The following is a 25,698-nucleotide window of genomic DNA, read 5'->3' as shown; positions in this document are numbered from 1 at the left end:
ATCCGAAGGAGCACCCGATGCCCGCCAAGCCCGACCCGCAGACCGTCGCCGCCGCCAAGAAGCACCTGGCGGCCGCGAAGACGAAGCGCGACGAGACGAAGGCCGCCGCCGACCGCGAGTTCTGGTCCGCCGTAGCCGCCGCCATCGACAGCGGCGAACTGCTGCAGACCGACGCGTGCGAGGCGATCGGCTACAAGCGCGAGTACGTCCGCCGCCAGCTTCTCGAGTTCCGGTCCGCGGCCCAGACCGCCACCGACTGACCCGGCTCCGCTCCGCCCCGGCACCTTGCCGGGGCGGGCGGACCCCGGGCCAAGCCCCGAGGGAGAGCCCGATGCACCAGCCCGGCGAGATGCCCAAGCCCCAGACCCCCGCCGAGTTCCTGCGCACCCACTCCGCGTACATCACCACCGGCGTCTCCGCCGGAACCCTGCTGATCCTGGCCCGGATCTGGAACGCCCAGGGCGCCCAGCACGACGCCGGGGCCGCCGCCCTGATGCTGGCCTTCGGAGCCGCCGCCGGCGCCCTCGCGTTCCGCCTGGACGACGACACCGCCCAGGCCGTCGCCGCCGGCGGCGCCCTCACCTTCGGCGCCCTGGCCGTCGCCGTCTACTCCGACCCCATCGCCCCGTCCCTGATCATCTGGGCCGTCGCCCTGATCGCCTCCTGCATCCTCATCGGCCGCTCGCACCGCGAGGACCACCGCGTCGAGACCGCCCACCGGCACGACATGGAGGCCCGCCGCCTGGAGCGCGGCGTCGACCTCTCCATCGCCCAGGTCGAGGCGCAGGCCCGCATCGACGTCGCCCGCGAGCAGTCCGCCGCCGTCGCCGCCATCGAGGCCGCCATGGCCCACCGCGCCGCGCTCAGCAGCGGCGGCACCGTCGACCCGATCGCGATGCTCCGCGCCACCGGCCAGCTCCCCCAGCTCACCGCCGTGCCCGACCACACCGCCGACCGCCGCACCGCCTGAACGGGAAGGACGAGCCGATGATCAGCGTCACCGACCAGAACGTCACCTTCCTCAAGCGAGGCCTCGCCCGGCACGCGAAGAAGATCGCGCCCGGCGCCGAGCGCCTGGTGGCCCGCGAGTTCGGCACCCTGCCCGCCACCCAGGTCATCGTCACCAGCGACCCCGGCCTGATGGCCGAGCTCGCCACCGACGCCGAGCACGAGCTGGCCCCCGGCGCCGACCCGCGCGCCGTCGCCAAGGCCCTGCGCCACCACCGCCGGCACCTGCGCGACAAGTACGGGGTCACCGTCCTGTCCACCGACGGAGTCCTGGTCCTGATCAACCTCCGCGTCGCCCGCACCACCCAGGACGTCAACGAAACGCTGACGCACGAGCTGGTGCACGCGTGCCAGCTCCGCGACCGCCCCGCCCGCGAGCAGCACATCGGCTACGTGCGCTACGGCCTCGGCACCGAGCGCCTTCCGCGCCGGAAGGTCCGCGCCTACGAGTCTCTGATGGACCGGCGCGAGGACCAGGCGCACGCCGCCGAGCGCCTCGCCGCCGGCCTCCCCCTCTGACCGGCACCGCCCGCACGTCACCCACCACCGAACAGGAGAACCCGATGTTCCAGGCAGGCGACAAGGTCCTGATCGTCTCGTGCGAGGACGACCCGCGCGCGGTCGGCAAGACGGGCCGCGTCCTCGACGAGGTCCCCCCGGGCCCGCTCACGGGCGGCCGCTGGACGGTCGACCGCATCAGCATCTGGATCGCCCCGGTCCTGGTCCACTCCCACGAGATCAGGAAGGTCGGCTGACAATGGTGAAGCTGCCCTGGATGAGTTCCGCGGACATGCGCCGCTGGCGCGCCGCCAACACCCTCACCGACCTCGGCTCCCTCACCGCGTCCTGGCTGCTCGGCGACATTGCCAGCCAGGCCGGCTACACCCCAAACTGCGGCCCTGACGAGGAGACCGGCCCCCTCGTGCCGATCCTCGTCGCCGTCAACCGGCTGGGCTTCCTCACCGACGACTCCCAGCCCGGCTGCGACGCGACCGGCATCGGCGGCGAGAAGTGGCTGCAGCGCGCCGCCGTCACCGGCCTGGTCGACGACACCGTTCTTGCGGGCCGCCTCGCCGCCGCCGCCGAGGAGGCCGGACTGCTCGTCCTCAACCGCGGACTGGCCTTCGACGGCAACCTCGACGGGATCGTCGTCACCCAGGTCGACGGCAAGGACTACACGACCTACGGCAGGCCGATGACCCCCGAGGCCCTGCGTGTGACCTGGCCCGAGCGCATCATCGGCCGCACCGCCTTCACCCGCGTCACCCAGGCGTGGCAGCTCACCCTCGTCGACCCTGAGTGGGGCCCCAGCGGCCGGCTGTGGGAGGTGCTGGCCAGCGTCGTCCGCCGCTACCGGCTCGACGCCGTCGAGCAGAAGGCCCGCACGGCACGCGCAGCGCTCTCCCCCGAGTACCTCCGCCGCCGCTACGCCTTCCCGGACCTGGCCCGCACCGCCGTCGCGCAGCTGCACGGCGCCGCGCTGGACGACGCGATCGCCGCGGCGAAGCTCAGCGGCTGCACCGACGACGAGATCGAGCTGGTCACCCAGGCGTCCTGATCTGCCCCTCCCCCGTGCCGACCGGCGCCCTCACGGGCCGGGCGGTGCGGGGGACCGGACAGCCCGGTACCCCGACGAGATCAGACAGAGGAGGTGGACGCCATGGCGCACTGGGAGATCAAGATCCCGACCGTCACCGCAGACCAGCGGCCCGGCGTCCAGGTGTTCACGTACCCCGCGGAGCGGTGGCCCATGGAGAGCCAGGCCCGGAGCCAGGCCCGCCAGGACGTCGACAGCGCGGACGCGATCCGGCACCGCCGAGGTGCCGTCGCCAGGCCCGAGGCCATAAGGGCCATCTGGCACGAGACGTACGAGAACCGCGAGTTCTGAGTTCGCCCCGGGGCGGCCGTCCTACGGCCAAGCAGACCGGCCGCCCCGGGCCACCCCGTCCCACGCAGGAACAGGAGAGTTCCAGAATGACCGATCGCACCGCGAAGTTCGCCGCCGTGTACGCGCTGATGCGCATGGCGGCGGACCTGGGCGACCACTGGGTCCAGTCCGACCACCAGGCCGTCACCAAGGGCCAGCACGACGAGAACGAGGGCCAGTCCAGCCGCGCCGGGCGGATCGCCTGCTCGGCACATGTGGCGACGTACACCGCGACGCAGGCCCTGGTGCTGGTGGCGGGCTCCCGGGCGATGGGCTTCAAGCTCAGCCCCGGCCGCGTCGCCGCCGCCCTGGCGCTGTCGGCCGGCACCCACTGGTGGGCCGACAGGCGCATCCACCTCAAGGCCCTGGCCGCCGCCACCGGCAAGGAGAACTTCTACGGGCTCGGCGGGCCGCTCGGCGGAAACTATGCGCTTGACCAGGCATTCCACCACCTGTTCGAGACGGCCGCGGCCGCCATCGCGGCGTCGAAGTGAGCGCGCCGACCATGGCCCGAGCGATGCTCACCCCGCGCACCGAGCCGGTCGGCCCGGACGGCTTCACGCTGCGGGAGCGGTCCTGGAAGCGGGAGGCCGACAAGCACGTCGTCGCGCTGAACGCGCTGCTCACCACTGGGTCCAGTCCGACCACCAGGCCGTCACCAAGGGCCAGCACGACGAGAACGAGGGCCAGTCCAGCCGCGCCGGGCGGATCGCCTGCTCGGCACATGTGGCGACGTACACCGCGACGCAGGCCCTGGTGCTGGTGGCGGGCTCCCGGGCGATGGGCTTCAAGCTCAGCCCCGGCCGCGTCGCCGCCGCCCTGGCGCTGTCGGCCGGCACCCACTGGTGGGCCGACAGGCGCATCCACCTCAAGGCCCTGGCCGCCGCCACCGGCAAGGAGAACTTCTACGGGCTCGGCGGGCCGCTCGGCGGAAACTATGCGCTTGACCAGGCATTCCACCACCTGTTCGAGACGGCCGCGGCCGCCATCGCGGCGTCGAAGTGAGCGCGCCGACCATGGCCCGAGCGATGCTCACCCCGCGCACCGAGCCGGTCGGCCCGGACGGCTTCACGCTGCGGGAGCGGTCCTGGAAGCGGGAGGCCGACAAGCACGTCGTCGCGCTGAACGCGCTGCTCACCGAACGCGGCAGCACGCTGCGCTTCACCTTCCCGGCCCCGGTCGCCGAACCGTTCGGTGCCCCGCTGCCGGACGCGGCGTACGCGGCGGCGCTGCCCGTCACCGAGGAGCTCGCCGACGTCCTGCGGCTGTCCACCGCCCTGCTGCAGACCGCCCGCACCGGCACCCGGGTGCCGCTCGCGGACGAGCGGGTGCTGCTGCTCAAGCGGGCGGCGCTCGCCGACCGGCTCGCGCTCGCGGCGCCCGCCGACACCACCAGCCAGCGCACCGCCTTACGCGAGGCGCACGCGCTGATGGTCTTCGACGTCGCCCACCGCACCGGCCGCGGGCCGGTCGGCCCGGACTGTGCCGAGACCGACGCGGCCGGCGGAGCGCGCGCCTACGTCCGCCAGGAGTACGACGCCTGGCACGTCCCGCTCGCCCCGGGCGAGGGCATCTGACCGGTTCGCTCCCGCACTGTCACAGCCGCACGACACAGTGAAGCCCGGGGCCGTCGGAACCGGCCCCGGGCTTCACCCATGAAGGGAACCAGATGAGCACCCCGACCACCGACTCGCCCGCCCGGATCCGCCGGATCTACGACCGTCACGCCGGGCTGTACGCCGACAGCCTCGTCACCGAGGCCGCTGCCCTGCTGGACGCCTACCTCGCCACCGCCGAGCAGCACGGCCTGGACCGCAAGGCCGCCGACGACGAGGGCTGGCTCGCCGTCTCCGCTGCCGAGGCGATCGCCCGGAAGTACCGCCGCCCGGAGACCGAGCGGACCTCCGCCGACCTGAGCCGGCTGTCCACCGCCCTGCACGCCGCGCTGACCGCCGAGGGCCTGGAGGTCGTCCCCACGCCCGTCCGCATGGGCGTCGGCGTCGCCCCGCTCCCCGGCGGGCCCACCTGGGGCATGGCCGGCGGCCTGGCGGTCGCCCTGTACTCGGACAGCGGATGGGAGCTGATGCTCAACGCCACCCGCACCACGTCCCACTCGATCCACGCCCCGGTCACCGAGGCCGGGGCCGCCGAGGTCGCCCAGCTCGTCCACGGCGTGCTGCGCGGCGACATCGCCGACCCGTTCCGCCGCAACCGGTGAAGGCGCCCGGCCCGTACGCCGCCCGATGACATGTGACCGCGCCGGACGGTCCCAGGGAAGACAGCGGCCACCGCGCCGGGTCACACTGGAGACCGTCCGGGAGGAGGTGAGAGGACCGTGAGTGTCGCCTACAGCCACGCCGGACCCTGGACGCTGGACGCCGTCCTGGCGCTGCCCGAGGACACGAGCCAGCGCGTCGAGCTGGTCGGAGGGCAGCTGATGATGAGCCCCGCGCCGGGCCTGCCGCACCAGCGCGCGTCGCACCGGCTGCACAACCTGCTGGAGCAGGCCGCCGAGGCGGCCGGCGCCGACGTCGAGGTGTTCGAGGGGATCAACGTCATCGTCCCCGACGGACTGCTCATCCCGGACCTGGCCGTCATCGACGCGGCGGCCGCCGACGCCTCGCCCGTGGCCGTCCACGCGCACGACGTGCTCGCCGTGGTGGAGATCGCCTCGCCGTCGACGAGGGTCACCGACCGCAAGCTCAAGCCCGCGCTGTACGCGGCGGCGGGCATCGAGCACTACTGGCGCATCGAGCTGGAGCCCGCGCCCCGGCTCCTGATCGGCCGCCTGCAGAACGGCTCCTACGCCGACCTGCCGCCGCTCCTGGCGGGCGCCGTCGCCGACATCGAGGAGCCGTTCCCGGTGTCCTTCGACCCGGCGTCCCTGTCCCGCAGGTAACCGCCCGCACCCGCACTCTAAGGCCCTCGGGCTCCCCGTCTTCACGGGGAGCCCGAGGGCCTTTTTGCGTTCCGGGCCCGGGCCGCCGCCGGGCACCGTGCCCGCCGGGCGGATCCGAAAACAAGATCGTTGCCCGCCAGGCGGGAGGGGACGAAGTTCCTCGCGCCGGGGCCGCCCAGGATGCCGTAGGCCGGGGAAGGCTGCGTGATCACGCAGCCGCCCACCCCTGCGGAAGGAACCCACCCCGATGTCGGACCCCTACAGCAATCCCGACCCCGACTTCGCCGTCGCCACCCTCGGACGGGCGCTGCGTGAGCTGCTCGCCACGTTCGTCTCGGCGGCGCCCGAGCACGACGCCGACGGCGGCGAGCACGCCTCCTGGTGGCTCGTCCTCCGGCCCGCCGACGACGACCAGGACGACGCCCCGCTCCCTGTCGCGACGCCCACCGTGACCGTCTCCGTCGACGCGGAATCCACCCGTATCGAGGTGACCCGGTCCGTCGGCGAGGAGGCGTACCGGCTCGATGACGGCGCCGTCGGCGTCATCCGCGAGGGCAGCCCGTACGCGGTGCAGCTGCCCGCCGGGATCATCAGGATCCTCACCCGCCTGGTGATGGATCTCTGGCACACCGAGGACCAGTCGACGGTCGCCCGCGGCCTGTGCCAGCTGTGCGGCGAGGGCCGCGCCCTGTCGGTCTGGCGGCCCCGGTGAACGCCCGCCGGCCCGCGCCGTGCACCACGCCCTCAGCGCGGTGCACGGCGGCCGCAGCCCTCTATCACAGCCCCCCTTGTCCGCGGTCTGACGACCGCATTCATGGTGTCCGATTTCGCCTTGACCAGACCGATTTCCCGCACTGCTGTACCGCGCTTTCAGCGCAGGTCAGCAGTGCAATACCCGACTCCCGAATGACCTCTTTGGTCAACCGCCAATCCGGAGGTACTGTCATGGACCCAAAGATCAACAGCGGAAGTACCAAGGTATGGCGTCGCCATACGTCAAAGGACTTCAAGATCATCGACGCGGGAGGGGGTGAGTAGCGATGGCGTGGGTGACCACATTGGGCCCGGACATGCAGCAGGTGGAGTACCGGCTGACCGGGCAGTGCGGATGCGACCTGGAGCACCAGGAGCAGGAGGTCGAGGAGAGCGACGCGCAGGTTGACTACCGCCTCGGTGAAGCGCGTGATCTGGAGTGGATCGGCGGCGGCCTCGCCGACGTCGGCCTTGTCGCCGGGACGCCCGTCGATAAGGACCAGGCGCGCCTGCTGATGGACGGCCGGCACCCGCTGACCGGCGAGCTGCTCGTGACGCCGAAGGTGGCCGTCGACCCGCGCGGCAAGGTGCAGGCGCGGCCGCTCGCCGAGGCGATCGAGGCGGCGGCCGCCGAGCGCGGCGTGAGCGTCGAGCAGCTGCTCGACGACGACGAGAAACTGGTGAAGCGCCTCGCCCGGCTGCAGCGCGGCGTGCACCGCGAGGGCGACCGCCACCGCGTCCCCTTCCGTGCGGCGGAGGACCTCGCCGAGGCGACCGGCGTCGACCTCGCTGAGCTGTACGGACGCGGCGGTGTGGCGGAGGCCCGCGAGTACGCCGACGCCCGGATCCGCGTCGGGAACCGCGGCTACGACGTGACGCTGGATCTGTCGAAGACCTACAGCGCCGCCGTGGCGCTCGCCGGCGAGGAGAAGTCCGAGGAACTGCGGGCTGCGTTCCTCGAGGTGGCCCGCGAAACGTTCGGCGCGCTGGAGGGCTGGGCCGCGTACGCGATGGCGGGCGAGCACGGCAACGGCAAGACCGCCGACCGCGTCGACACCTCCGGGTTCCTCGGCTGGATGACCGTGCACTACTCCGCCCGCCCGGTCGGCGGCGAGGTCGGCGACCCGCACCTGCACGTCCACGGCAACCTGGCGAACATGGCGCACGCCGAGGACGGCAAGTGGCGCACGGTCGGGGCCGGCGGCCGCGACATCATGCGCCACGCCCACGCCGCCGACGCGATGGTCAAGGCCCGCCTGCGGCAGGTGACCGGCGAGCGGTTCGGGATGCGCTGGGAGCGTCACGCCGAGACCGGCGCGTGGGAGGTCGTCGGCATCGAGGAGAAGGTGCGCAAGGCGTTCTCCCGTCGCAACGCCCAGATCACCGAGGCGGCCGCCGAGGAGGCGACGACCGGCGAGCAGAAGCTGATCGCCCGCCAGCTCGCCGAGGGCAAGGACACCACCATCACCCAGTCCGACGTCCGCGCCGCCTGGCGGGCCCGCGCCGAGGGTGTCGGCGCCGACGTCGATGCGATGATCCGCCGCGCGATCCCCGGCCCCGAAGGGCCCGACGGCCCGTCCGTCGCGGGCCCGGGCGGCGGACCGGTCATGCCCTCCCCCGAGGAGATCGCCGCGTACATCTGGCGGCGCGAGGGCGGCCTGAGCGAGTCACGGAAGACCGTCACCCGCGCCGACGTCCTGGCCCACGTGATCGACGCCTGCCCGTTCGGCGTGCCCGACATCGCGGCCGCCGAGGCCCTGACCGACGCGGTGCTCGCCGTCGACGGCGAGGCGGTCGCCCTGCCGACGAAGGGCATGGCGCACTTGACCAACCCCCAGCGCTACACCCACGCCTCGATCCTGGCCGCCGAGCAGACCATCAGCGAGACGAGCGCCGACCGGCTGAACGAGGGCGCGGCCCAGCTCACCGTTCGGGCCGCCGAGCTCGCCATCGCCGCGTTCGAGGCGCAGCGCACCTCCGACCCGTTCCGCCCGTTCGTCATGTCCGCCGAACAGCGTGCCGCGACCTTGCGCTTCCTCACCGCCGGGCACGGCGTCGACGTGCTGCGCGGCAAGGCGGGCACCGGCAAGACGACCATCATGAGCGCGGCCCGGATGGGCTGGGAGGCCGCCGGCCTTCGCGTCTCGGGAGCGGCCACCGCGGCGGTCGCCGCGTCCAAGCTGCAGGCCGAGTCCGGCATCAAGAGCGCCACGGTCGCGACGTGGCTGATGGACATCCGCGACGGCGGCCGCCGCATGGCGACCACCGACGTCCTGGTCCTCGAAGAGGCCGCGATGGTCGACGACCGCGACGTCGCCGAGCTCCTCACGGCGGCCGCCGAGCACGGCGTGAAGGTCGTCGAGATCGGCGACTGGGCACAGCTGAAGGCAATCGGAGTGGGCGGCGGATTCAAGCGCGCCCACGAGATCGTCGATGGCCTGGAGCTCAGCGAGAACCGCCGCCAGACGGACGCGGTGGAGCGGGCCGCGCTGGAGGCGTGGCTGGACGGCGGGCGGCGCACCGCACTGTCGATGCTCGCCGAGCACGGCCGCGTCCACGCCGTGGCGACGCCCGACGACGCGTACGCCGAGATGCTCGGCGCGTGGAAGGACCTCGTCGGCCGACTGGAGGGCGACGTCCACGACCAGATCGAGGACCTGGTCGTCCTCGCCGCCCGCAACGCCGACGTCGAGGTCCTCAACCTCGGCGCCCGCGAGCTGCGCAAGAAGGACGGCGAACTCACCGGCGGCCACACCTACGCACTCGCCAGCGGCGAGCGCCTGGAGCTCGCCGCCGGCGACGTCATCCGGATCAAGCGCAACGACTACCGCACCCGCCGCGGCGGCGACGTCGACGTCCTCAACGGCTACCGCGGCCAGGTCACCTACGCCGCCAAGGGCGGGGTCGCCGTCGAATGGCGCCGCCCCGCCGACGACGGCGGACACGCCATCGAGCGGGCCTGGATCACCGCCGACCAGATCGCCGACGGCACCCTGCAGCACGGATACGCGATGACCATTGCCGCCGCCCAGGGACTCACCTGCGACTACACCCTGGCCTACGGCGTGGGCGCGTCCGCGAACGACCTGTACCCGGCGATCTCCCGCGACCGGATCGCCACCCACCTGTGGCTGCCCGCCGACGTCGTCGAGAGCGAGGAGACCCGTCTCCGTCTCGGCGAGGCCCGCAGCGAGCAGGAGCGCCTGGAGCGGACGGTCGCCGCGTACGCCGACTCCCTGGAGCAGGACAGCGACGACCGGATGGTCTCCGACGAGCTCGCGCCCGCGCCCGAGGCCCGGCCCGCCGCACCGATCCCGCACCAGGCGCAGCCCGAGCAGCAGCAGGCCGTCGAGGACCCCGCCCGCCGTCACGCCGAGCAGCAGCCCGCCGAGACGGTCCAGCAGCGCCAGGAGCCCGCTGAGGACGTCGCGCAGGCCGTCCCCGCCCCGGCGGAGCCCGACGCGGCCGCCGAGCGCGCAGCGGCCCGCCAGGCCCATCTGGACGCCGCCCGCGAGCGCCTGCAGGACGGCGACGTCCCGCAAATGACCGGCGGCCAGAAGGCACGCCTGGAGCAGCTGCTCGCCGCCGGGTTCGCCTCCCGTCCCGAACCCCAGCCGGAGAAGCAGCCGGAGCCGGAGTTCGAGCCGTGGGGCGACCGCACGTACGGACACCTGTCCGCGCAGCGGCTCACCTCGCTGATCGCCCAGCACACCGCCGAAGGCAACCGCGCCGAGCGCCTGGCCGCCGACTACACCCGCCAGGCCGAGACCAAGCGCGAGGCCCTGGCCGCGCCCGTCACCCCCGGCCAGGAGCGGGCCCGCGAGGCCGGCGCGGTACTGGACCGCGCCGACGAGCTCGCCGCCCTCGCCGCGACCGAGCGCGCCAACCAGCAGCAGGCGCACGAGGCGCTGCGACACGCGCAGGAAGTCAACCGGAAGGTCGAGGAGGCCAAGACCAAGTCACGCCTCGCGCTGCGGCTGGCCGGCACCAGCCGCAAGGAGACGCTGGAGATCGCCCGGGAGTACGCGCAGAAGGAAAGCGCGGCGTACCACGAGACCCTCCGGGCCGCCCGGGCCGCCGACGACGCCGTACGCCAGGCGTGGGCCGCGATCCGCAGCCCGGAGACGATCGGCCTGTTCGAGGAGCAGGGCTCGCGCCGCGAAGGACCGCGCGACGTCGACGAGCTCCGCAGCCGGCTCGCCGTGATGCGCGAACGCCTCCCGGAGATCGCACGGCTCACCGACCGCTCGGTCGCCCGCAAGGCCGACGTCGCCGAGCGCCAGGCCGAGGAGCAGCGCGGGAGCGCGCAGAAGCACGCCGCCAAGGCGGGCAAGCTGCAGGAGGAGAAGTCGCTGCGCTCGCGCATGGCGACCCAGGCCCCCACTCAGCACGCCACCGAGACCCGGCAGCGCGCCGCGTACATCAAGCAGGCCCGGCAGCAGGCCGCCGAGCGGACCCGCGAGAACGCCCGGCGTGCACAGAGCGAGTACCGGTACCAGCCGCCGACCCAGGGGCGCTCCGGCCCCTCCCTCGGACGCTGAACCACCCCGCGTCAGCGCCCCGCTGACACCCCTTCGGTGCCCTCGGACCCGCCCGGTCCGGGGGCACCTCGCTGCGCACGGACGCCACCAGGTCCACCGCGACGTAGCCCGCCGCCTCCACCGCCAGGCGGTGGACGTCCCCTGTCGGAGGAGGTGTCCGCTTCGCAGGTCAGGGTGCGTTTCGCGGCACCGGAAACGCAGGTCCCGCGCGCCAACTACAGGGAGAGATCAGGGTGGAGACGAGGGAGTCGGCGAGTGCGTACAGGGTGCGGGCGGAGCGCCGGCGGCGGGGCCGGGGAGCGGGCGAGGCCCGCGGGGACGGCTGGGTGCGCACGGAGGCGGACGAGAGGCTCCTGGCGGCCGCGACGCGGTACGGGACGCTGACCCTGCGCCAGGCGGCCGCGGCGTTCTGGAACGGCCGGGAGGAGACCGCTCGCGCCCGCGTCCGGCTGATGACCGAGGCCGGGCTGCTGAACCGCTCCGCGGAGGTGCGGTGGGCGGGCCCCATTGTGTGGACCACCGAGCGCGGAGCGCGGGTCGCCGGGGTGGGCCTGGGCGCTCCGCACCCGCCGGGCGAGCGGCTGCTGCACCGCCTGGCCCTCGCCGACGTCGGGCTCCGCCTGGAGGCGCAGGGGCACACCGTGCTCACCGAGCGGGAGGTACGCACCGCCGAAGCCACGCCGGGCCGGGCGGCGGAACTCCTGGCGGACCTCGGTGTGCCCGTCGTGCACGAGGGCGCCCGGCGCGAACCTCTGCTCGCCGTCCGCGCCGGCGCCCGCGCGGTGCACTGGCCGGACCTGCTCCTGGTGCTGCCCGGCGACGGCGTCGCCGCCGTCGAGGTCGAGCTCACCGCGAAGACTCCAAGCTCCCTCCGGCAGATCCTGCGGGCGTACGGGCAAGCGCGACGCCGGGTGCTGTACCTGGCCACCGAGCCGGTCGTCCGCCAGCTGCAGGGCCGCCCCGGCCCCGACGGGCAGTGGACCGACGGCGTCGCCCAGGACGTCGGGCTGCTCCCGCCCGGAGGGCCCGACCCGGGCACCGGAGGACTCCTGCGCGTCCGGCCGTTCGCCGCGATCGACCCCGCCGTCGACCGCCAGGCCGCGCGGCACGCGCAGCGCCGCTGATGGTCGATCTGTTCGCCGGAGGGGCTGCCCTGCCAGGCATCTACGGGGCCAAGGAAGGGTGTTGAGCGCACTCCGGCGGCGGGAATTTGTGTGACCTGCATCACGTCGCGCCAATGGGGTGGTCTGCGGGCGGGTTATCCACAGAACCGGCCCTGAGCTGGTCTTTCCTCTGAGGGCAAGTCAGCTCGCATCTGCCGCGCGCGTGTTAGGCGGACGGGGAATCGCGTTCCCGGCGGACGGCGCAGAGACGAGGGCCGTCACAACGCTGGACCGGAGCACCACACAGCCGCCAGTAACGTGGTTGGGCACCAAACGCCCTTCAGAACGACGAAGGGAGACCCACCTCGCGGAGCCGATGCTTGGCGGCCTGGCTCCGCTGGGATCTCCCACTCGCGTGCTGTCGGGTGCCCGCTCACTGTGAGGAGACCGGAAACCTTGACGACCATTGACCGTACCCCAAACGACTTACCGCGCCACCCCTCGCTGCTCGTGTGGGTGACCACCCTCACGCCGCTCGTCTCCATCGTCGCGGTGGTCGTATTGGCGCTGACGCACCACGCGGAAGCCGCGACCGCCGTCGGCGCCATCGGCGGCGCGGTGACAGCCATCGGCGGCACGGCGAACCTCCGCAACGCCCGCCGGTAACCCCGGCACCGCCAGGAGCCCGCCGGTCCGGCCGCAGCGTGCGCGGCCGGACCGGATACGGCCGACTACGCCGTATCCAGGGGTGGCAATCCATATCCACCGCCGTATCCACCCGCAGGACCGCTCTCACAGAAGTCGATCAGGGGCGTCTGGGGTGGATGAGGGGTGCGGGGAGAAGAACGGCGAGGCGGGTACCCCGGGTACCCGGTGCGATCATCGTTCTCCCGTGGGGGACGGCTGTCCGGCCGTCAGGCGGGGCGCTGTCCGGATCGGTCCCCGGAGCTCAGGGAGCGTCGGGCCGGCCCTCGAGCCGCGGCCGCGCGAACCCGCCGCCGGGAGCGGCGTGCGCACACGCCGAGGCCACCGGGAAACCGGTGCCCACCACGGCGCTCAGGGCCGGGAAGAACCGCTGCCCGTCCTCGAACTGCGGCGTAGTGGTCCACGAGTAGGACTCGCCCCCACGCATCGCACGCAGCATCAGAACCCGTTTCTGATCCCCCGTCGCCGAGTAGCCTGGGCTCTACGCTGGTCCGGTGTCCGAGGACGTCGGCCGGGTCGGGGAGAGGGTCTGTGAGGGCTGTGGTGATCGGCTGAGGCCGGATGCCCGGCCTCACGCGGTGTTCTGCTCGGCAGCGTGTCGTTCCAGGCAGTGGCGGGTTCGGCGCCGGCTGCGGCAGCGTCTGGCGGCTGTGCAGAGCGAGGCCGGCGGCAGACAGTGCCCGGTCTGCGGGACGGCCTGGACGCCCGGGATCGACCGGAGCGTGCGGGCGGTCTACTGCTCGGGCCGGTGCAAGGTGGCTGCCTGGCGGTCGCGGAAGGAAAGGTTCGGGACACGGTCACAGTGACGGTGAGGCGAACGCTTCCGCGGACCGGGTCCGGTCAAAGGCTGGTCATTTGCGTACATTCGTTGTGATCTTCGGTGTGGTGGTTCGACTCTCCGTAGTGGAAGCGGGGCCTGTCCCGTCATGGCCGCAAGTGCCGTGCCTGGTCTCGTGTTTGGTGGTGGTATCGCCATGCCGGAGGAGATCGACAACGTCGGAGAAGTGACCCTCTCCCGCTATGAGCAGATCGTGGCCGAGCTGCGGGACGTGGTCGAACAGCAGAGTCGCGGGCAGTTCACGATCGGGGACCGCGCCCTGGAGATCGAGCCGATGAGGGAGCCGGGCGGCCAGGGCCCGGTGGATCCGCAGTGGTCGGTGAACGCGTCGCTGACGCGGCTGGCCGAGGACATCGGCCTGAAGGTGAGCACGGTGAAGTCGGCCCGGTGGACCGCCTCGCGCTGGCCGGCTGCCCGCAGACAGAAGGACGTCTCCCACTCGGTTCACCGGATCCTGGCCCACATCGAGAACCCGGAGGAACGGTTCGCGGCGATCCTGGAGCTGCCGGAGGGCAAGTCCCGCTGGAACACCGACGACGCCAAACGCCGGGTCGGCAACCAGGTCGAGACGCCGGTGACACCTCAGGAAAAGGTCACCGCGATCCATTCCCTCGCGCAGGACCATCGGGTCGCAGCGGCGGTGACCAGCGATTTCCTCAAGCGGCCGGAGGTGACGGCGAAGGTCACACAGGTGGACAAGGCCCGGGTGGTGGAGGAGTTCACCCGCGACGAGCAGGTGGCCACCACCACAGCGAGAAGCCTGCTGCGGCGGCCGGAGGTCGCGTTCAAGGCGATGAGCGACGACACCGCCCGTTTCCAGGTCAACCATGCCCAGAACGAGAGGTCCCGGCAAGCACGCGAGCACTTCGAGACCGCCAGCCCTGTCGCTTCGGCGGTGAAGAAGATCGACCGGACGGTGGAGTTCCTCGACCTGGTCACCGCCTGCCACTCCCTCGTCGCCGCGGCCGGCCGGGCCGTTCCTGGCCTGCGCGGCCGCACCCTGAGCGAGGACGAAGCCGGGGTCGTGCACTCGAACGTGGCCAAGGTGCGGGCGACGCTCGACTGGATCGAGACCGCCGTCGACACCGGCAAGGTCGACATGGACGACGCGCTCGCAGCCCTGCTGCGGGGCGAGTAGTCGTGCCCCGCACCTCCCGGCGCAAGGGCGACGCCGCCCGGCGGCATGCCGACATCGTCCGCTTCGTCCTGTTCGAAGCCCGCCCCGCCGGCCTGGTCCTGCACCAGCTCGTCCGCGCCAGCGCACTCTCCGAGCACCAGGTCCGCGACGGGCTCGCCGCGCTGAAGGACGAAGCCGCCAACAAGGGCTGGCCCCCGCTCATCTGGACCCGCAGCGACGGCTATCAGCTCGGAGCCGAACGGGCCGCGCTGGAGGCATACGAGCGGGCGGTGGTCAGGGAGAAGCTGACCCAGTTCCGGCGGTTCATCACCGGTACCGTCGCCCCGCACGCGGCCGCCCACCCGGGCGACAAGTGGGTCCGCCACATCGTCGCCCAGCTCAACTCCATCGAATCCACCCTCGACCTGATCGCCTCAGCCTGACCCGCCCCATCCACCCCGCGGGGTCCGGACGGCTTCGCCCTCCGGACCCCGCACCCCTGTTTGGAGGAACCCGAGTGCCATGCGTCCCCGCCGCTATCCCACCGACACCACCGACGCCGAGTGGGCCTTGATCGAGCCGCTGCTGCCCATCCCGGCCTGTGAGACCAGCCTCGGCGGGCGACCGGAGAAGCACCCGCGGCGCGAGATCGTCGACGCGATCCGCTACGTCGTCGACAGCGGCTGCAAGTGGCGGTCCCTGCCAGCGGACTTCCCGCCCTGGCGAACCGTCTGGGGATTCATGGCCCGCTGGGCCGCCGCCGGCATCGTCGGCCACATCCGCGACGACCTCGCCTCACGCATCCGCCGCACCATAGGCAAAGGCCCCCGGGCAGTGGCCACTGTGATCGACTCCCAGTCCGTCAAGGCAGCCGAAACCGTCTCCAGGGCTACCCGCGGCTACGACGCGGGCAAGAAGATCAACGGCCGCAAACGCCACCTGGTCGTGGACACCCGCGGTTTGCCGCTGATGGTGATGGTCACCCCCGCCTCCCTCAGCGACCGCGACGCGGCCAAGGAAATCCTCTTCCGCCTCCGCCTCACCCACCCCGAGATCACCATCGTCTGGGCCGACTCCGCCTACGCGGGCAAGCTCGTGACCTGGGCAAAACGTCGCCTCAACCTGACGGTCAAACCCGTCAGCCGCCCCAAGGACACCTCCGGCTTCGTGATCCTGCCCCGCCGCTGGGTCGTCGAACGCAGCATCGCCTGGATGATGCACGCCCGCCGACACGCACGCGACTACGAACGCCTCATCCAGCACTCCGAAACCCTCATCACCTGGGCAGCCATCACCCTCATGACCCGCCGAATCACCAAGGCATCAACCCCGGCCACATCCCCCTCCTGAGCGACCACCGCACCACGGAACCCACCCACTCCACCACTCGTGCGACACAATTGGAGAACCGGAGACATCCCCGAACCGAAGGAACAGCGATGAACGAGCCGGCCTTCAAAATCTTCTGGGACACCTCATACATGCACCCCGACGATCCGAATACCGCACACCTTGTCAAATATCAGGGATGTGAGAACGCAGTGGGGTGGATGATGAAAAAAGTGATCCCCGTCCCTGACGTGATCTACTTCGACACCAACATCGAAACACTGGCGAAGGTCGACTACCCGGATAACAATGTGGCCTGGCCCATCATCTCGAAAAGAATGCAGGATGTGCTACTGGGGGTGGGTCCCATCGATTGGCGGCTCATCCCTGTCACGATGATCGACGACACCATCCCGTCATCGGCCAGATTCGACGAACAGGGCAGAGTCCGAGAAGGAGTGGCCACCACCGGCTACGCCGCCGCACACCTGCTGGAACACAGCGACGCTTTCGACTGGGAAAAGTCGGAATACACCAGGGACGAAGATCTACCCCAAGAGGCTCGTAAGATTCGGAAACTTGTGTTGAAGGACGTAGCACTTCCTCCTCTGTTCCGTCTCTCTGCTGCACCGAAACATCTTCAAGTATCAGCTGCGGCCCGGGCAGCACTCGAACAATCCGGCGTCAAAGGAATCACCTACCACCCCATGAACTGGATGACCTGACCCGGCCAACCAGCCCGCGAATACCTCCATACCCCTGGACTCATCACAGCGAGTTATCGTCCAACGCGATCTTCCAGGCACCTTCAGAAACAGGTTCTCAGGAGAGTGCCGTAGCCCTGGCGCTGCCACTCGTCCGTCACCCGGATCTTCATGACATGGCCGCGACGGCACTTGGCGCAGGACCGCCAGGTGAGCCGGGCGAAGTCGTAGCCGGTGCGGTCGCAGACCCGGAGCTGGTGAGGGCCGCCGTCGTTCCTCGGCGCGTAGTACAGCCAGAAGGCCGTGGTGCGCGGCCGCAGGGCCGTCGTGAGCCTCCAGAGCTGTTCGGTGAAGCCCGGCGGTGGCACGGCCATCTGATCCCCCTTCGAGTGCGGGGCACCCGCCGCGCCCCTTGATCCTCTCGCCCTTCCCGGCCCTCGCCAAGGTCGCCGCGTTGATCCAGATAACGCCCTAATATCTGTGCTACTGGGCTGCGCCACCTGCGGCGGAGCCCCGGAGCCGCTGCACGAAGCGACCCCGTTATCTGTAGCAAGGAGCTGTGGTGCCCACTGTCGTCCAGCTGCCGACCGGCAAGGCGCTCACCGTCCACGCGGCGGCCGACCGCTTCCTCGACTCGATCGACAACCCCAACACCGCCCGCGGCTACGCCACCGCCGTCGGCAAGGTGGCCGAACAGCTCGGCGAGAGCCGGCCCCTGGCGGCGGTCGCCGACGACGAGATCGGCCAGACCCTCGAACTGCTCTGGGGGCAGGCCTCCGTCAACACCTGGAACACCCGACGCGCCGCCGTACTCTCCTGGCTCGGCTGGTGCGCCCAGCGCGGCTACGAGGGCCCGTCGGTCCCGGCCTGGGCCAAGCGGCTCACCCCGCCCGACTCCGAGACCCCGGCCCGCTCGAAGGCCGCGATCGAGCGGCTCATCGCCCGCCGCGACGTCCACCTGCGGGAGAAGACGCTGTACCGGATGCTCTACGAGACCGCCGCGCGCTCCGACGAGATCCTCGGCGTGAACATCGAGGACCTGGACCTCGCCGGCCGCCGCTGCCAGGTCAAGGCCAAGGGCGCCAAGCCGAAGTCCCGGCGCCGGGGCAACGCGCGCGAGGACTTCGTGCTGGAGACCGTCTACTGGGACGCCGGCACCGCCCGCCTTCTGCCCCGCCTGCTCAAGGGGCGGACCAGCGGCCCGGTGTTCACCACCCACCGCAAGCCCGGCCCCGGCAAGGTCGTCAGCGCCCGCGACGTCTGCCCGGACACCGGACTGGCCCGCCTCTCGTACGGCCAGGCACGCGCGCTCCTGGACGCACACACCGCCGAGCACGGCCCCGGCACGGGCTGGGACCTGCACGAGTGGCGCCACTCCAGCCTGTCGCACCTCGGCGAGGCCGGGGCGAGCCTGCTGCTGCTCATGGCCAAGTCCCGGCACAAGAAGCCGGAGAACGTCCGCCGGTACTTCAAACCGACCCCCGAAGCCATCGCCGAACTCACTAGCCTGCTCGCACCCCGCGACACCCGACGCTGACAGCACGAAGCCCCGGTGGGCCGTCCATGACGGCGGCCTGCCGGGGCTTCGCTGCGCCTATCGGTCCGAGACGTCCTGGCCGCCCCGTAATTGGCGGATGTAGAAGGCTTCCTCGGGATAGGTGGCGGTGCGGATCTTCACCCACGCGGCGTCGAAGGGGATGCCCGTCTTGCGGGAAAGCCGCCAGGCCCGCCACGAGATGACGGGGGCCAGGATCCAGCGGTTCAGGGTGAGCTGATTCATGCGGCGATTCATACCCCCACCGACCAGCCGCCGACCGCCGGTTCTGCCGGGCCGGGTCCGGCTCGCCCCGGTGGTTGTCGGTACGCCCGGCAAAGATGACCATCACCAACGATCTCCGGGAGGGGAACAGCGTGAAGCACGTCTGGATCATGAGGAAGAGGTACCGGCCGGCCGTCGGCGCCCCCAAGTCGTCCCTGGTGCGGGCCGACGCCATCAGCTACCTGAGCATGCGCGAGAACCAGGTCCGGGCGTCCTCCGCACCCGGCTCCGACGAGATCGTGGTGCTGGCCGACACCGAGGACGGCGGTCATGGCGCCCCCGGGCTGCCGGAGGACTTCCACACCGACTTGCTGTTCGCGGTCGCCGTGGCGCGGCGCGACGCGCGGGATGCGACCGACGACGGGGACGAAGAGGACCGCATCCTGATGGCGCAGCTCGAGGAGGGGAACTGGGTCTGGAAGATGTTCCGGACCTCCGAGCCCGAGCCGAAGCCTTCCTGACCTGACCCATCTGCACAGCGGAGCCCCGGGGCAACGCCATGACGCCCCGGGGCTTCGCTGTGCACGCGGACACCTGGATCAACGAGGGGTGTCCAACGCCGTCACTCGTGTTCCTCGATGGCGGCTCGGACGTTGTCGAGGTCGTAGCCGGTCTCGATGACCGCGTGGGCGATCGCGAGCAGGGCGTACGTCTGTGCCTTCTCCGCCGGGTCGACGAGCTGGGGCAGCAGCTGCTCTGCTGCCGACGCGAAGTTCTTCGCCTTGGCGAGGTGTTCGTCCTTGGGCATGTTCTCCCCCTCCGTTGCAGATGCTGGTTGATCAAGAATGCCCGAGGGCTCCGGTACGGGTCACCGGCCGACCGGCTCCGGGTACCGCTCCCGCCGGCGTCCGGGGTCGTCGGTGCCGAGCCGCACCCACTTCTCGCGGCGCTGCAGGGCGGGCAGCGTGGTGGCGAACACCGAGACCGCGATGCCGTCGACCGCCTCGGCGAGCGCCTCCAGGCGCCGCTGCAGCAGGTGCTCCTCCATGCCCGCCAGGACGACGTGCAGAGGCGGGAACCGCTCACTGCGGGTGTACCGGTAGCGCGACCAGAACGGGAACGTGCCGCCGATGGTGCCGCGCGCTCCTTCCCAGACGCGGTGTCCGGCGTACCGCTCGTAGTCCCAGACCTCGCGGGCGAGCTTGGCCCGCGACATCGTGCCGTTGTCTATCTCGAAGAGGCGGACCTCGAACGACTTGCCCGGCGCGGCGAGCACGGCGTCGGTGTTGAACGTCAGCCCGGTCTCCTTGATCGCGTGGTTGACCTCCACCTGCCAGTCGGTCAGATGCTGGCGGCCGCCGAAGGCGAGGATCGTCTCCGTCACCGCCAGGGCGTGCGGGCCGAGTCCGGCGCGGACCGCCTTCGCTCCGGTGCCGGCGCGCGGCCGTGCGGGCAGCTCGTTGCCGTCGGCCACCGCCTTCAGCCCCGCCCGGGTCAGGTTCCAGATCAGCTCCTTGCCCTGCTTGCCGTTCGTCTCCGCCAGGCCCTGCTCCGTCAGCTTCCGCATCGCCCGGCGCACGTACGAGCGGCCGTCCGCGTTCTCAGCCGTGATCACCCGCGCCATCTGGCGGACGGTCGCGACGCGCACGCAGGCCAGCATCCGCAGCGCGTCTCCCCTGACCCGGGGAGCCGTGGGGGTTGAAGACCTCTGCCCTCCAGACGCAGGAGGGGCAGGGAGAGAGGTGTCAGCGTCGCCGCCGACCCCTGGACAAGGGGCGTGGCCTGCGGCGATGGGCGCGGCCGCCGAATCCTTCACGGCACTGGACACGGCACTGGAAATCGGGCGGCGCCGTGCCCTCGGATCGTCCCTGGTCCAGGTCCAGATCGCCTTCTGTGCGGTCGCAGGCGCACGGCGGCCGGTGTCGTCGTACGACATGTCGGCGCTCCTCATCAGCGTGGCGCGGACCTCCGGACAGAGATCCGCTGTCACCTGATACAGGTATGGATGATCATGCTCGTGTGACATCTCGCGCCGTACTTTTTCCGATCGGCCCCGTTGAGCCGGACATGGAACTCCCCGACCGGGCCGCGCCCGGAGTCGAGACCCTCGCCTCGGCGGCCGCCGACGCGGCCTGTGCGCTGGCCGACGCGGCCGGCCCCGCCGGATGGAACCTCGCGGCCGCCGAGGACGCGGCGGAGGCCATCGACACGATCGCCGCGGCGCTCTCCGACGTCGACCCCGAGGCCGCCCGGCTCCTGGCGGCGATCCCCGCCGCGACCAAGGCCCTGCTGCGCCACTTCGGGCAGGAGCAGGAGACCGATGCCGCCGGGCCCGCAACCGCCGCCCGGTCCTCTCGGCTCCCGAAGCCGCGTCGGCGCGGTCTCGGGCCCGGGTGGCAGGGTCTCACGGACGCGTCAGCGAAACGCTGACATGCTGTGCGCTACTCCGGAAAGTAGCCAAATCGCAGAGCCGAATGCATGCTTCTGTGTCTTTTGCAAGGCGAGCTGTTCAGCCCAGTTGATTTAGTCGCCAAATTGCGATCAATTCCGCTAGCTAAAATGCAAGCTGTGCGGGTACGTGATCCGCTCCCTGTTTTGATCTCCGGGAGATCCCGGGGGAAGCGGTGGGGAGATCTCCCGTCCTGCCGGGCGCCCAGCCGCTACCTTGAGAGTCGGCCGCCACACGTCGGCCCGACTCCGAGCCGCATCCCGCCCACGCCGGGAGCGGCAACGAGGACAAGGGGCTCCGCTTCACGTGCCGCATCGTCCCGCTGTCCGTGGTCTTCCACCGGCGGAGACGCGTGGGATCTCCCGCCGATCTGGAGACGACTGTGACCACCGACAAGCAGTTCAAGCGCGCCGCACGGGAGCTCGCCGAGCGCGAGGGAATCTCGTACACCGCAGCCCGTCGCTGCCTTGCCACCGACCCGGAGGCCGGTGTCAGCGCTCCGCTGACGGCCGCTTCGGCGGCTGCCGAGGACGACCAGGAGTCGACTCCCCCGCGCATCTACCCGACCGCCGGCGCCCCGTGCCCGGTCGACTGCGACGGCACCGCGCACCCGAACGCGGTGTGCTGGCTGTGGCGCCCGCAGGACTCCAAGCACGTCCGGCACGAGGTGCGGCGAGCGGCGCAGCTGCCGAACGGCCGGGCCGGGGAGCTCTGCCACCGGTTCGAGCCGCCGGCGTCCGGCTACGCGAACGGGTCCTTCTTCGGGCGGGAGGCCACGTGGCTGCTCGCCCTGGTCTACGCGATGCTCACCGACCAGTACCCCGAGCTCCGTCCCGGCCGGGCAGAGCTGTGGGCGGCCGTCGAGACGGATGACCAGGCCGCCGTCGACGCGGTGATGGAGCCGCTGGACCGCGCCGCGGCCCGGCTGCTGACGAAGGTGCCGGAGCAGTGGTGGGGCGAGGTGAAGCCGCGCCTGGACGCGTACGCCGACTTCATCGAGACCGACGACCGGGAACTCCGCACGTGGCAGGACATCGACGACCGGCACCACGTCGGCCGCCTGGTCGACCAGTGGCGTCGGGCGTGGACGCCGGTCCGGAACTACAACGGCTACATGGATGCGCCCGGCGTGCTGTGGCTCGCCCCGAAGGGCTGGCTGGACGACCTCCTGGTCGAGCAGCACGGCGGTCACGGCGACGGCGCCCGGGTTCGCCTCACCGACGGGCGTCCCGCCATCGTGTACGCGGCGGAGTGGAGCGAGGCTGGGGCGCCCGTGGCCTACCGCATCCGCGAACTCGAACCCGGCCGTCACGGCAACATCGGGAAACTCGTGCCGTCGCTCACCAGCGACGAGCTGGTGCCCCGCGACCTGGTCGCGGGAGAACTGAACGACGTGGCGTAGCCCGGCGGCCGCTGGGGGCCTTCGCCGGCCCCCAGACCCCCGCTGCCCCGGCATTCCGCAGCGCGAACCGGTATCGCCGGGGCGGGCGCCGCGCGCGCTGCGAAACACCGGGGTCGCGTGTGCGGGGCGTACGGCGGATTCTGCGGGGCGCCGGGGCCGGCACCGCGGTGCCGGCCCCGGCGCCCCGCGGTCAGGCGGTCAGGCCGTCAACTCCGTCGACGTCCTCGCCGGGCTCCAGGTACTCCTGCAGCGCCCGCTCCCGCCACCGCTTCGCGCCCTCCGTGTAGTGCGCATCGCGCCGGTTGGTGGCCATGTGCGCCCGGGTCAGTTCGATGACCCAGTCGTCGACCTGGTGGTGCTTCTCCAGAGCGTCCAGCGCCTTGCGGATCCGCAGCCGTTCGTCTCCTTCGGCGGCCCGCCGCTGCTCGTGGAGGGCGTCCATGATGCAGATCTGCCCGACGCGCAGGAAGTCGCGGTACTCCTGCCCGCCGGCCTCGATGCGGGCGGCGGCCTGCTCAGTGGTGAGCGCGCCGCCGCTGCGACCGGCGAGCGCGGCCGCCAGGTCGGCCGTCTCCTGGCGGCGCTGCTCCTCGTAGCGGGCGGTCCCCTCGGCGTACGACTCATCAGGGTGGCGGTCCATCAGGGCCCGGCCTTCCTGCGTCGTCCAGTCGTGGGCAGCGGCGCCCGGGAAGTGCGGCCCCCAGGTCTCGGCCCACGCGTACGGGCCGCCGGTGCCGACCCGCAGCAGGGTCGCGGCGATGCCCGCCGGGCTGCGGCCGCCGACGAACCAGGCGAGCGTCGTCCAGCCGTCCGGCTCGGACCAGACCCGCAGGTCGTACGTCGGAGGGTGCTTCTCCCCCTGGAACCAGGTCGGCTCCGGAGTCGGCTCGGTGGAGGCCGGGCGGCCCTTGGGCCACGTGTTGAACGGCAGGTGGGGCACCTCGGGGCGGTCCGGGTCGGCGTCGACCTGGTGGACGCGGGCGGGCAGGGTGCCCAGGTCGGTGGTGGAGTGCTCCCAGACCTCGGCGCGCAAGTTCCCGCAGTCCCCGCCGGCCGGACGGGACGGGCTGCTCAGCCGGTGGGCGACCAGGGCGTCGGCCAGGAGGACGGCCTTGTCGAGGCGGTCGCACCAGGCCCGCGTCCACCAGCTCGGTGCGCCGCCCGTGTGGTCCTCGCCCACGATCCCGTCCGGCACGTAGTAGATCCGCACCTCGTACGGCAGGTCCGGGCTGGGGCACACCGGATCGAGGGCGGCCGGGAAGGTGCCGGGCTGCTCCACCGACCAGCCGTTGTGGACGTAGCGCCAGAACGGCTGGTCGTTCGAGCACCAGACCACCGGCCACAGGGCGGCGACCTCCACCCGGCCGTCGTCCAGGCGGTGCGGTACGGGCACCCGCGTGCCCTTGGGCACCACCCCGACGTCGCCTCGCACCTCGCGGATGACGATGCCGTCGGCGGCGGGCTTGGCGACGCCCCACCGCACGCCGTTGTCGCGCTGGACCATCGTGTGGCGGGCGTCTTCGTCCCAGATCTCCGTGATGGGCACGACGCCGTGCTCGGCGACGACGGCGGACAGTGCAGACACCACCAGGTCGTCCCAGTCCGGGGCGGTGGGATCGGGGGAGGCGCTGCGCAGCGCCTCGGTGTACTTCGCGCCCTCCCGGGCGGCGGCGCGGGCCTTGCGGGCCGCGGTGCTCTGCTTCTTCGGCGACATGCGTACTCCAGACCCAGCGGTCTCCCACGCTCCCGCCGGCCGTGTGTACGTCGGGGCCGATCCAGGACAGAGCAGTGCTGAACTTCGCGGGCCCCGAGAGACCTTGACCGACGACGTCCCGGGCGGCGTGGGCGCCAGGACAGCGGTGGACGGCAGTACGCGTCTAGCCGTACGGAAACGGTAGCGCCCGCCACTGACAGGGCGCCAGGAAACAGCGAGCGGCCCCGTGGACAGTTCCACGGGGCCGCTCACGAAGGAGGGGAAGGTCAGGACGCTTCGGTCTGCTCCTCCTGGTCCGCCTGCTTCTTGGGGACCTTGGGGAGCTTCCCGGTCCGCCGCAGGTAGGCGGCGTAGTGGGCAATCGCGGCGTCAGTGACGTCCTGCGGGCCCATGCCGGTCTCCTCGCCGATCTCGGTGACGAGGTCATCGGTCTCCAGCAGGACGCGCACGTTCATCATCACGCGGGTCGGGCCGGGCTTGCGGCCGCGCCGGCGCTCCGGGCGGCCGAGCTGCTTGCGGCTGTTCGGCGTGACGGCCGCGCGCGGCTTCTTCGGCGGCTTGACGTCGTCACCGACCTTGACGTCCTCGTCGTCGTCCGGCAGAGGAGTGTCGCTCGCGGTACGGGTGCGGGTCACGGCTGCGGGATCTCCTTCAGGAAGGTCTGGGTGAGCAGTTCGTACGTGGCGCGGATCTCGGAGAGTCGGTCTCCCTTGGACTCCTCGAGGGAGACGCCGTTGTTGTTGGCGGTCGCCAGGGACTCGATGAACTTCACTGTCGGGTCCCACATCAGCGGGCCGAAGATCTGCCGGATCGAGTCGCGCTGCTCGCTTTGGCGAACGGTGTCCTTGTACTGGTTGAGGATCACGCCGCGCAGCTCCAGGCCCGGGTTGCCGAGGTCCTTGGCCACCTTGTTCCTGATGAAGTCCCGTGCGCGCTGCGCGCCCTCGACGGCGTAGAAGTCCGCGGTGGTCACGATCACCGCGTCGTGCGCCGCGGCGAGGCCGAGCTGGGTGAGGTGGAACAGCGACGGCGGGCAGTCGATCAGCGTGTAGTCGACGTGGTCGTCGGCGCCCTCCAGGGCCTGGTCGAGTCGCCGCCAGGCGCCGCCGATCCCGGCTTCCGACATCCGGTTCTCCAGGGGGAGCCGGGCCGGGGCGATCGAGATGCGCTCGGCGTAGCCGCAGTTCCAGGCGATCGGCTGGAAGACGTCGCGGGCGCAGCCGAGGGCTTCGTCCTCCCCCGTGTTGGCCTTGATGGCCTGGCTGATCGTCGGCTGCTTCAGCTGCGGGTCGTAGTGCCACCCGAGCATCTGCGAGCTGTTGCCCTGCGGGTCCATGTCCACCACGAACACCCTCTTGCCCGCCTTCGCCAGGCCCTCGGCGAGGCGGATGGTGGTGCCGGATTTCCCGACCCCTCCCTTGTTGTTGAGCATGGCTACCCGTCGGGCCAT

At 71.8% G+C, this 25,698-nt stretch carries 32 protein-coding genes; 24 read left to right on the top strand and 8 right to left on the bottom strand.

Annotation, left to right across the window (positions count from 1 at the left end):
- Nucleotides 1-17: 17 nt before the first annotated feature.
- The 15 genes from AC2RP6_RS38295 to AC2RP6_RS38225 all read left to right on the top strand — a co-directional run bounded on the left by AC2RP6_RS38295 (nucleotide 18) and on the right by AC2RP6_RS38225 (nucleotide 12,897).
- Complete coding sequence (locus tag AC2RP6_RS38295; RefSeq protein ID WP_486450739.1) at nucleotides 18-260, top strand: hypothetical protein; 243 nt, start codon at nucleotides 18-20, stop codon at nucleotides 258-260.
- 71 nt (nucleotides 261-331) lie between these two features.
- Entirely contained in the window at nucleotides 332-970 is a 639-nt protein-coding gene (locus AC2RP6_RS38290; RefSeq protein WP_486450738.1) for a hypothetical protein, read from the top strand.
- Nucleotides 971-987: 17 nt separating this feature from the next.
- The gene (locus AC2RP6_RS38285) at nucleotides 988-1,527 is read left to right on the top strand and encodes a hypothetical protein (RefSeq protein WP_486450737.1); all 540 of its coding nucleotides are present in this window, start codon (nucleotides 988-990) and stop codon (nucleotides 1,525-1,527) included.
- A gap of 44 nt (nucleotides 1,528-1,571) precedes the next feature.
- Nucleotides 1,572-1,763, top strand: a complete 192-nt coding sequence (locus tag AC2RP6_RS38280; protein WP_486450736.1) for a hypothetical protein — start codon at nucleotides 1,572-1,574, stop codon at nucleotides 1,761-1,763.
- A 20-nt stretch (nucleotides 1,764-1,783) separates the two neighbouring features.
- Nucleotides 1,784-2,566, top strand: coding sequence for a DUF6919 domain-containing protein (locus AC2RP6_RS38275; RefSeq protein ID WP_486450735.1), 783 nt, complete (start codon nucleotides 1,784-1,786; stop codon nucleotides 2,564-2,566).
- Nucleotides 2,567-2,668: 102 nt separating this feature from the next.
- The gene (locus tag AC2RP6_RS38270) at nucleotides 2,669-2,896 is read left to right on the top strand and encodes a hypothetical protein (protein ID WP_392630104.1); all 228 of its coding nucleotides are present in this window, start codon (nucleotides 2,669-2,671) and stop codon (nucleotides 2,894-2,896) included.
- 86 nt (nucleotides 2,897-2,982) lie between these two features.
- On the top strand, nucleotides 2,983-3,429 hold the full coding sequence (locus AC2RP6_RS38265) for a transcriptional regulator (RefSeq protein WP_486450734.1): 447 nt from the start codon (nucleotides 2,983-2,985) through the stop codon (nucleotides 3,427-3,429).
- 232 nt (nucleotides 3,430-3,661) lie between these two features.
- Nucleotides 3,662-3,940: a hypothetical protein gene (locus tag AC2RP6_RS38260; RefSeq protein ID WP_486450733.1), complete on the top strand. Its 279-nt coding sequence runs from the start codon at nucleotides 3,662-3,664 to the stop codon at nucleotides 3,938-3,940.
- Between the two features lie 11 nt (nucleotides 3,941-3,951).
- On the top strand, nucleotides 3,952-4,512 hold the full coding sequence (locus AC2RP6_RS38255) for a hypothetical protein (protein WP_486450732.1): 561 nt from the start codon (nucleotides 3,952-3,954) through the stop codon (nucleotides 4,510-4,512).
- A 92-nt stretch (nucleotides 4,513-4,604) separates the two neighbouring features.
- Nucleotides 4,605-5,153: a hypothetical protein gene (locus AC2RP6_RS38250; protein ID WP_486450731.1), complete on the top strand. Its 549-nt coding sequence runs from the start codon at nucleotides 4,605-4,607 to the stop codon at nucleotides 5,151-5,153.
- Nucleotides 5,154-5,270: 117 nt separating this feature from the next.
- The gene (locus tag AC2RP6_RS38245) at nucleotides 5,271-5,834 is read left to right on the top strand and encodes a Uma2 family endonuclease (protein ID WP_362614815.1); all 564 of its coding nucleotides are present in this window, start codon (nucleotides 5,271-5,273) and stop codon (nucleotides 5,832-5,834) included.
- Nucleotides 5,835-6,081: 247 nt separating this feature from the next.
- Nucleotides 6,082-6,546: a hypothetical protein gene (locus tag AC2RP6_RS38240; RefSeq protein WP_486450730.1), complete on the top strand. Its 465-nt coding sequence runs from the start codon at nucleotides 6,082-6,084 to the stop codon at nucleotides 6,544-6,546.
- Nucleotides 6,547-6,883: 337 nt separating this feature from the next.
- The gene (gene mobF, locus AC2RP6_RS38235) at nucleotides 6,884-11,128 is read left to right on the top strand and encodes a MobF family relaxase (protein ID WP_486450729.1); all 4,245 of its coding nucleotides are present in this window, start codon (nucleotides 6,884-6,886) and stop codon (nucleotides 11,126-11,128) included.
- Between the two features lie 233 nt (nucleotides 11,129-11,361).
- Nucleotides 11,362-12,252 carry a hypothetical protein gene (locus AC2RP6_RS38230; protein ID WP_486450728.1) on the top strand — a complete coding sequence of 297 codons (891 nt, stop codon included), beginning with the start codon at nucleotides 11,362-11,364 and terminating at the stop codon, nucleotides 12,250-12,252.
- A 435-nt stretch (nucleotides 12,253-12,687) separates the two neighbouring features.
- Complete coding sequence (locus AC2RP6_RS38225) at nucleotides 12,688-12,897, top strand: hypothetical protein (RefSeq protein WP_392630116.1); 210 nt, start codon at nucleotides 12,688-12,690, stop codon at nucleotides 12,895-12,897.
- A 283-nt stretch (nucleotides 12,898-13,180) separates the two neighbouring features.
- Here AC2RP6_RS38225 and AC2RP6_RS38220 read toward each other — a convergent pair whose 3' ends face one another.
- Nucleotides 13,181-13,363 carry a hypothetical protein gene (locus AC2RP6_RS38220; RefSeq protein ID WP_486450727.1) on the bottom strand — a complete coding sequence of 61 codons (183 nt, stop codon included), beginning with the start codon at nucleotides 13,361-13,363 and terminating at the stop codon, nucleotides 13,181-13,183.
- Nucleotides 13,364-13,910: 547 nt separating this feature from the next.
- Between AC2RP6_RS38220 and AC2RP6_RS38215 the strand changes: the two genes are divergently transcribed.
- From AC2RP6_RS38215 to AC2RP6_RS38200, 4 genes are all read left to right on the top strand, one after another.
- Nucleotides 13,911-14,912 (top strand): DUF6192 family protein, encoded by a 1,002-nt coding sequence (locus AC2RP6_RS38215; RefSeq protein ID WP_486450726.1) that lies wholly within the window; start codon nucleotides 13,911-13,913, stop codon nucleotides 14,910-14,912.
- A gap of 2 nt (nucleotides 14,913-14,914) precedes the next feature.
- Nucleotides 14,915-15,334 carry a RacP protein gene (locus AC2RP6_RS38210; RefSeq protein ID WP_486450725.1) on the top strand — a complete coding sequence of 140 codons (420 nt, stop codon included), beginning with the start codon at nucleotides 14,915-14,917 and terminating at the stop codon, nucleotides 15,332-15,334.
- A gap of 79 nt (nucleotides 15,335-15,413) precedes the next feature.
- The gene (locus AC2RP6_RS38205; protein WP_486450724.1) at nucleotides 15,414-16,241 is read left to right on the top strand and encodes an IS5 family transposase; all 828 of its coding nucleotides are present in this window, start codon (nucleotides 15,414-15,416) and stop codon (nucleotides 16,239-16,241) included.
- An 89-nt stretch (nucleotides 16,242-16,330) separates the two neighbouring features.
- Nucleotides 16,331-16,945: a hypothetical protein gene (locus AC2RP6_RS38200; protein ID WP_486450723.1), complete on the top strand. Its 615-nt coding sequence runs from the start codon at nucleotides 16,331-16,333 to the stop codon at nucleotides 16,943-16,945.
- A gap of 83 nt (nucleotides 16,946-17,028) precedes the next feature.
- On the opposite strand, the gene AC2RP6_RS38195 is transcribed toward AC2RP6_RS38200, so the two are convergent.
- Complete coding sequence (locus AC2RP6_RS38195; protein WP_486450722.1) at nucleotides 17,029-17,298, bottom strand: hypothetical protein; 270 nt, start codon at nucleotides 17,296-17,298, stop codon at nucleotides 17,029-17,031.
- A gap of 188 nt (nucleotides 17,299-17,486) precedes the next feature.
- Between AC2RP6_RS38195 and AC2RP6_RS38190 the strand changes: the two genes are divergently transcribed.
- The gene (locus tag AC2RP6_RS38190; RefSeq protein ID WP_486450721.1) at nucleotides 17,487-18,461 is read left to right on the top strand and encodes a tyrosine-type recombinase/integrase; all 975 of its coding nucleotides are present in this window, start codon (nucleotides 17,487-17,489) and stop codon (nucleotides 18,459-18,461) included.
- A 57-nt stretch (nucleotides 18,462-18,518) separates the two neighbouring features.
- Here AC2RP6_RS38190 and AC2RP6_RS38185 read toward each other — a convergent pair whose 3' ends face one another.
- On the bottom strand, nucleotides 18,519-18,704 hold the full coding sequence (locus tag AC2RP6_RS38185; RefSeq protein ID WP_392630122.1) for a hypothetical protein: 186 nt from the start codon (nucleotides 18,702-18,704) through the stop codon (nucleotides 18,519-18,521).
- A 95-nt stretch (nucleotides 18,705-18,799) separates the two neighbouring features.
- Here AC2RP6_RS38185 and AC2RP6_RS38180 point away from each other — a divergent pair, with 95 nt between their 5' ends.
- On the top strand, nucleotides 18,800-19,204 hold the full coding sequence (locus tag AC2RP6_RS38180; RefSeq protein ID WP_486450720.1) for a hypothetical protein: 405 nt from the start codon (nucleotides 18,800-18,802) through the stop codon (nucleotides 19,202-19,204).
- Between the two features lie 101 nt (nucleotides 19,205-19,305).
- Here AC2RP6_RS38180 and AC2RP6_RS38175 read toward each other — a convergent pair whose 3' ends face one another.
- Together AC2RP6_RS38175 and AC2RP6_RS38170 are read right to left on the bottom strand one after the other, a co-directional pair.
- A complete protein-coding gene (locus AC2RP6_RS38175; RefSeq protein WP_362614570.1) occupies nucleotides 19,306-19,491 on the bottom strand; it encodes a hypothetical protein in 186 nt (61 codons plus the stop codon).
- Nucleotides 19,492-19,551: 60 nt separating this feature from the next.
- Nucleotides 19,552-20,343, bottom strand: coding sequence for a replication-relaxation family protein (locus AC2RP6_RS38170; protein WP_486450719.1), 792 nt, complete (start codon nucleotides 20,341-20,343; stop codon nucleotides 19,552-19,554).
- 130 nt (nucleotides 20,344-20,473) lie between these two features.
- Here AC2RP6_RS38170 and AC2RP6_RS38165 point away from each other — a divergent pair, with 130 nt between their 5' ends.
- The 3 genes from AC2RP6_RS38165 to AC2RP6_RS38155 all read left to right on the top strand — a co-directional run bounded on the left by AC2RP6_RS38165 (nucleotide 20,474) and on the right by AC2RP6_RS38155 (nucleotide 22,534).
- Nucleotides 20,474-20,677 carry a hypothetical protein gene (locus AC2RP6_RS38165; protein WP_392630126.1) on the top strand — a complete coding sequence of 68 codons (204 nt, stop codon included), beginning with the start codon at nucleotides 20,474-20,476 and terminating at the stop codon, nucleotides 20,675-20,677.
- A 73-nt stretch (nucleotides 20,678-20,750) separates the two neighbouring features.
- Nucleotides 20,751-21,113: a hypothetical protein gene (locus AC2RP6_RS38160; protein ID WP_392630127.1), complete on the top strand. Its 363-nt coding sequence runs from the start codon at nucleotides 20,751-20,753 to the stop codon at nucleotides 21,111-21,113.
- Between the two features lie 401 nt (nucleotides 21,114-21,514).
- Nucleotides 21,515-22,534 carry a hypothetical protein gene (locus AC2RP6_RS38155; protein WP_486450718.1) on the top strand — a complete coding sequence of 340 codons (1,020 nt, stop codon included), beginning with the start codon at nucleotides 21,515-21,517 and terminating at the stop codon, nucleotides 22,532-22,534.
- Between the two features lie 190 nt (nucleotides 22,535-22,724).
- On the opposite strand, the gene AC2RP6_RS38150 is transcribed toward AC2RP6_RS38155, so the two are convergent.
- From AC2RP6_RS38150 to AC2RP6_RS38140, 3 genes are all read right to left on the bottom strand, one after another.
- Nucleotides 22,725-24,248: a hypothetical protein gene (locus tag AC2RP6_RS38150; RefSeq protein ID WP_486450717.1), complete on the bottom strand. Its 1,524-nt coding sequence runs from the start codon at nucleotides 24,246-24,248 to the stop codon at nucleotides 22,725-22,727.
- Between the two features lie 266 nt (nucleotides 24,249-24,514).
- Nucleotides 24,515-24,883 carry a hypothetical protein gene (locus AC2RP6_RS38145; RefSeq protein WP_392630132.1) on the bottom strand — a complete coding sequence of 123 codons (369 nt, stop codon included), beginning with the start codon at nucleotides 24,881-24,883 and terminating at the stop codon, nucleotides 24,515-24,517.
- On the bottom strand, nucleotides 24,880-25,698 hold an 819-nt coding region (locus tag AC2RP6_RS38140), incomplete at its 5' end, for a ParA family protein (RefSeq protein WP_392630134.1). The genes AC2RP6_RS38145 and AC2RP6_RS38140, both read right to left, overlap by 4 nt.

The sequence above is a fragment of the Streptomyces sp. WAC03905 genome (assembly GCF_057371075.1).
This window is presented reverse-complemented; position numbering and strand designations above follow the sequence as displayed.

What these genes read in the sequence shown, in the direction of transcription:
- AC2RP6_RS38295 (WP_486450739.1), top strand. Translation starts at nt 18, where the DNA reads ATGCCCGCCAAGCCCGACCCGCAGACCGTCGCCGCCGCCAAGAAGCAC.
- AC2RP6_RS38290 (WP_486450738.1), top strand. Translation starts at nt 332, where the DNA reads ATGCACCAGCCCGGCGAGATGCCCAAGCCCCAGACCCCCGCCGAGTTC.
- AC2RP6_RS38285 (WP_486450737.1), top strand. Translation starts at nt 988, where the DNA reads ATGATCAGCGTCACCGACCAGAACGTCACCTTCCTCAAGCGAGGCCTC.
- AC2RP6_RS38280 (WP_486450736.1), top strand. Translation starts at nt 1,572, where the DNA reads ATGTTCCAGGCAGGCGACAAGGTCCTGATCGTCTCGTGCGAGGACGAC.
- AC2RP6_RS38275 (WP_486450735.1), top strand. Translation starts at nt 1,784, where the DNA reads ATGAGTTCCGCGGACATGCGCCGCTGGCGCGCCGCCAACACCCTCACC.
- AC2RP6_RS38270 (WP_392630104.1), top strand. Translation starts at nt 2,669, where the DNA reads ATGGCGCACTGGGAGATCAAGATCCCGACCGTCACCGCAGACCAGCGG.
- AC2RP6_RS38265 (WP_486450734.1), top strand. Translation starts at nt 2,983, where the DNA reads ATGACCGATCGCACCGCGAAGTTCGCCGCCGTGTACGCGCTGATGCGC.
- AC2RP6_RS38255 (WP_486450732.1), top strand. Translation starts at nt 3,952, where the DNA reads ATGGCCCGAGCGATGCTCACCCCGCGCACCGAGCCGGTCGGCCCGGAC.
- AC2RP6_RS38250 (WP_486450731.1), top strand. Translation starts at nt 4,605, where the DNA reads ATGAGCACCCCGACCACCGACTCGCCCGCCCGGATCCGCCGGATCTAC.
- AC2RP6_RS38240 (WP_486450730.1), top strand. Translation starts at nt 6,082, where the DNA reads ATGTCGGACCCCTACAGCAATCCCGACCCCGACTTCGCCGTCGCCACC.
- AC2RP6_RS38220 (WP_486450727.1), bottom strand. Translation starts at nt 13,363, where the DNA reads ATGCGTGGGGGCGAGTCCTACTCGTGGACCACTACGCCGCAGTTCGAG.
- AC2RP6_RS38215 (WP_486450726.1), top strand. Translation starts at nt 13,911, where the DNA reads ATGCCGGAGGAGATCGACAACGTCGGAGAAGTGACCCTCTCCCGCTAT.
- AC2RP6_RS38205 (WP_486450724.1), top strand. Translation starts at nt 15,414, where the DNA reads ATGCGTCCCCGCCGCTATCCCACCGACACCACCGACGCCGAGTGGGCC.
- AC2RP6_RS38200 (WP_486450723.1), top strand. Translation starts at nt 16,331, where the DNA reads ATGAACGAGCCGGCCTTCAAAATCTTCTGGGACACCTCATACATGCAC.
- AC2RP6_RS38195 (WP_486450722.1), bottom strand. Translation starts at nt 17,298, where the DNA reads ATGGCCGTGCCACCGCCGGGCTTCACCGAACAGCTCTGGAGGCTCACG.
- AC2RP6_RS38185 (WP_392630122.1), bottom strand. Translation starts at nt 18,704, where the DNA reads ATGAATCAGCTCACCCTGAACCGCTGGATCCTGGCCCCCGTCATCTCG.
- AC2RP6_RS38180 (WP_486450720.1), top strand. Translation starts at nt 18,800, where the DNA reads ATGACCATCACCAACGATCTCCGGGAGGGGAACAGCGTGAAGCACGTC.
- AC2RP6_RS38175 (WP_362614570.1), bottom strand. Translation starts at nt 19,491, where the DNA reads ATGCCCAAGGACGAACACCTCGCCAAGGCGAAGAACTTCGCGTCGGCA.
- AC2RP6_RS38170 (WP_486450719.1), bottom strand. Translation starts at nt 20,343, where the DNA reads ATGCTGGCCTGCGTGCGCGTCGCGACCGTCCGCCAGATGGCGCGGGTG.
- AC2RP6_RS38165 (WP_392630126.1), top strand. Translation starts at nt 20,474, where the DNA reads ATGGGCGCGGCCGCCGAATCCTTCACGGCACTGGACACGGCACTGGAA.
- AC2RP6_RS38160 (WP_392630127.1), top strand. Translation starts at nt 20,751, where the DNA reads ATGGAACTCCCCGACCGGGCCGCGCCCGGAGTCGAGACCCTCGCCTCG.
- AC2RP6_RS38150 (WP_486450717.1), bottom strand. Translation starts at nt 24,248, where the DNA reads ATGTCGCCGAAGAAGCAGAGCACCGCGGCCCGCAAGGCCCGCGCCGCC.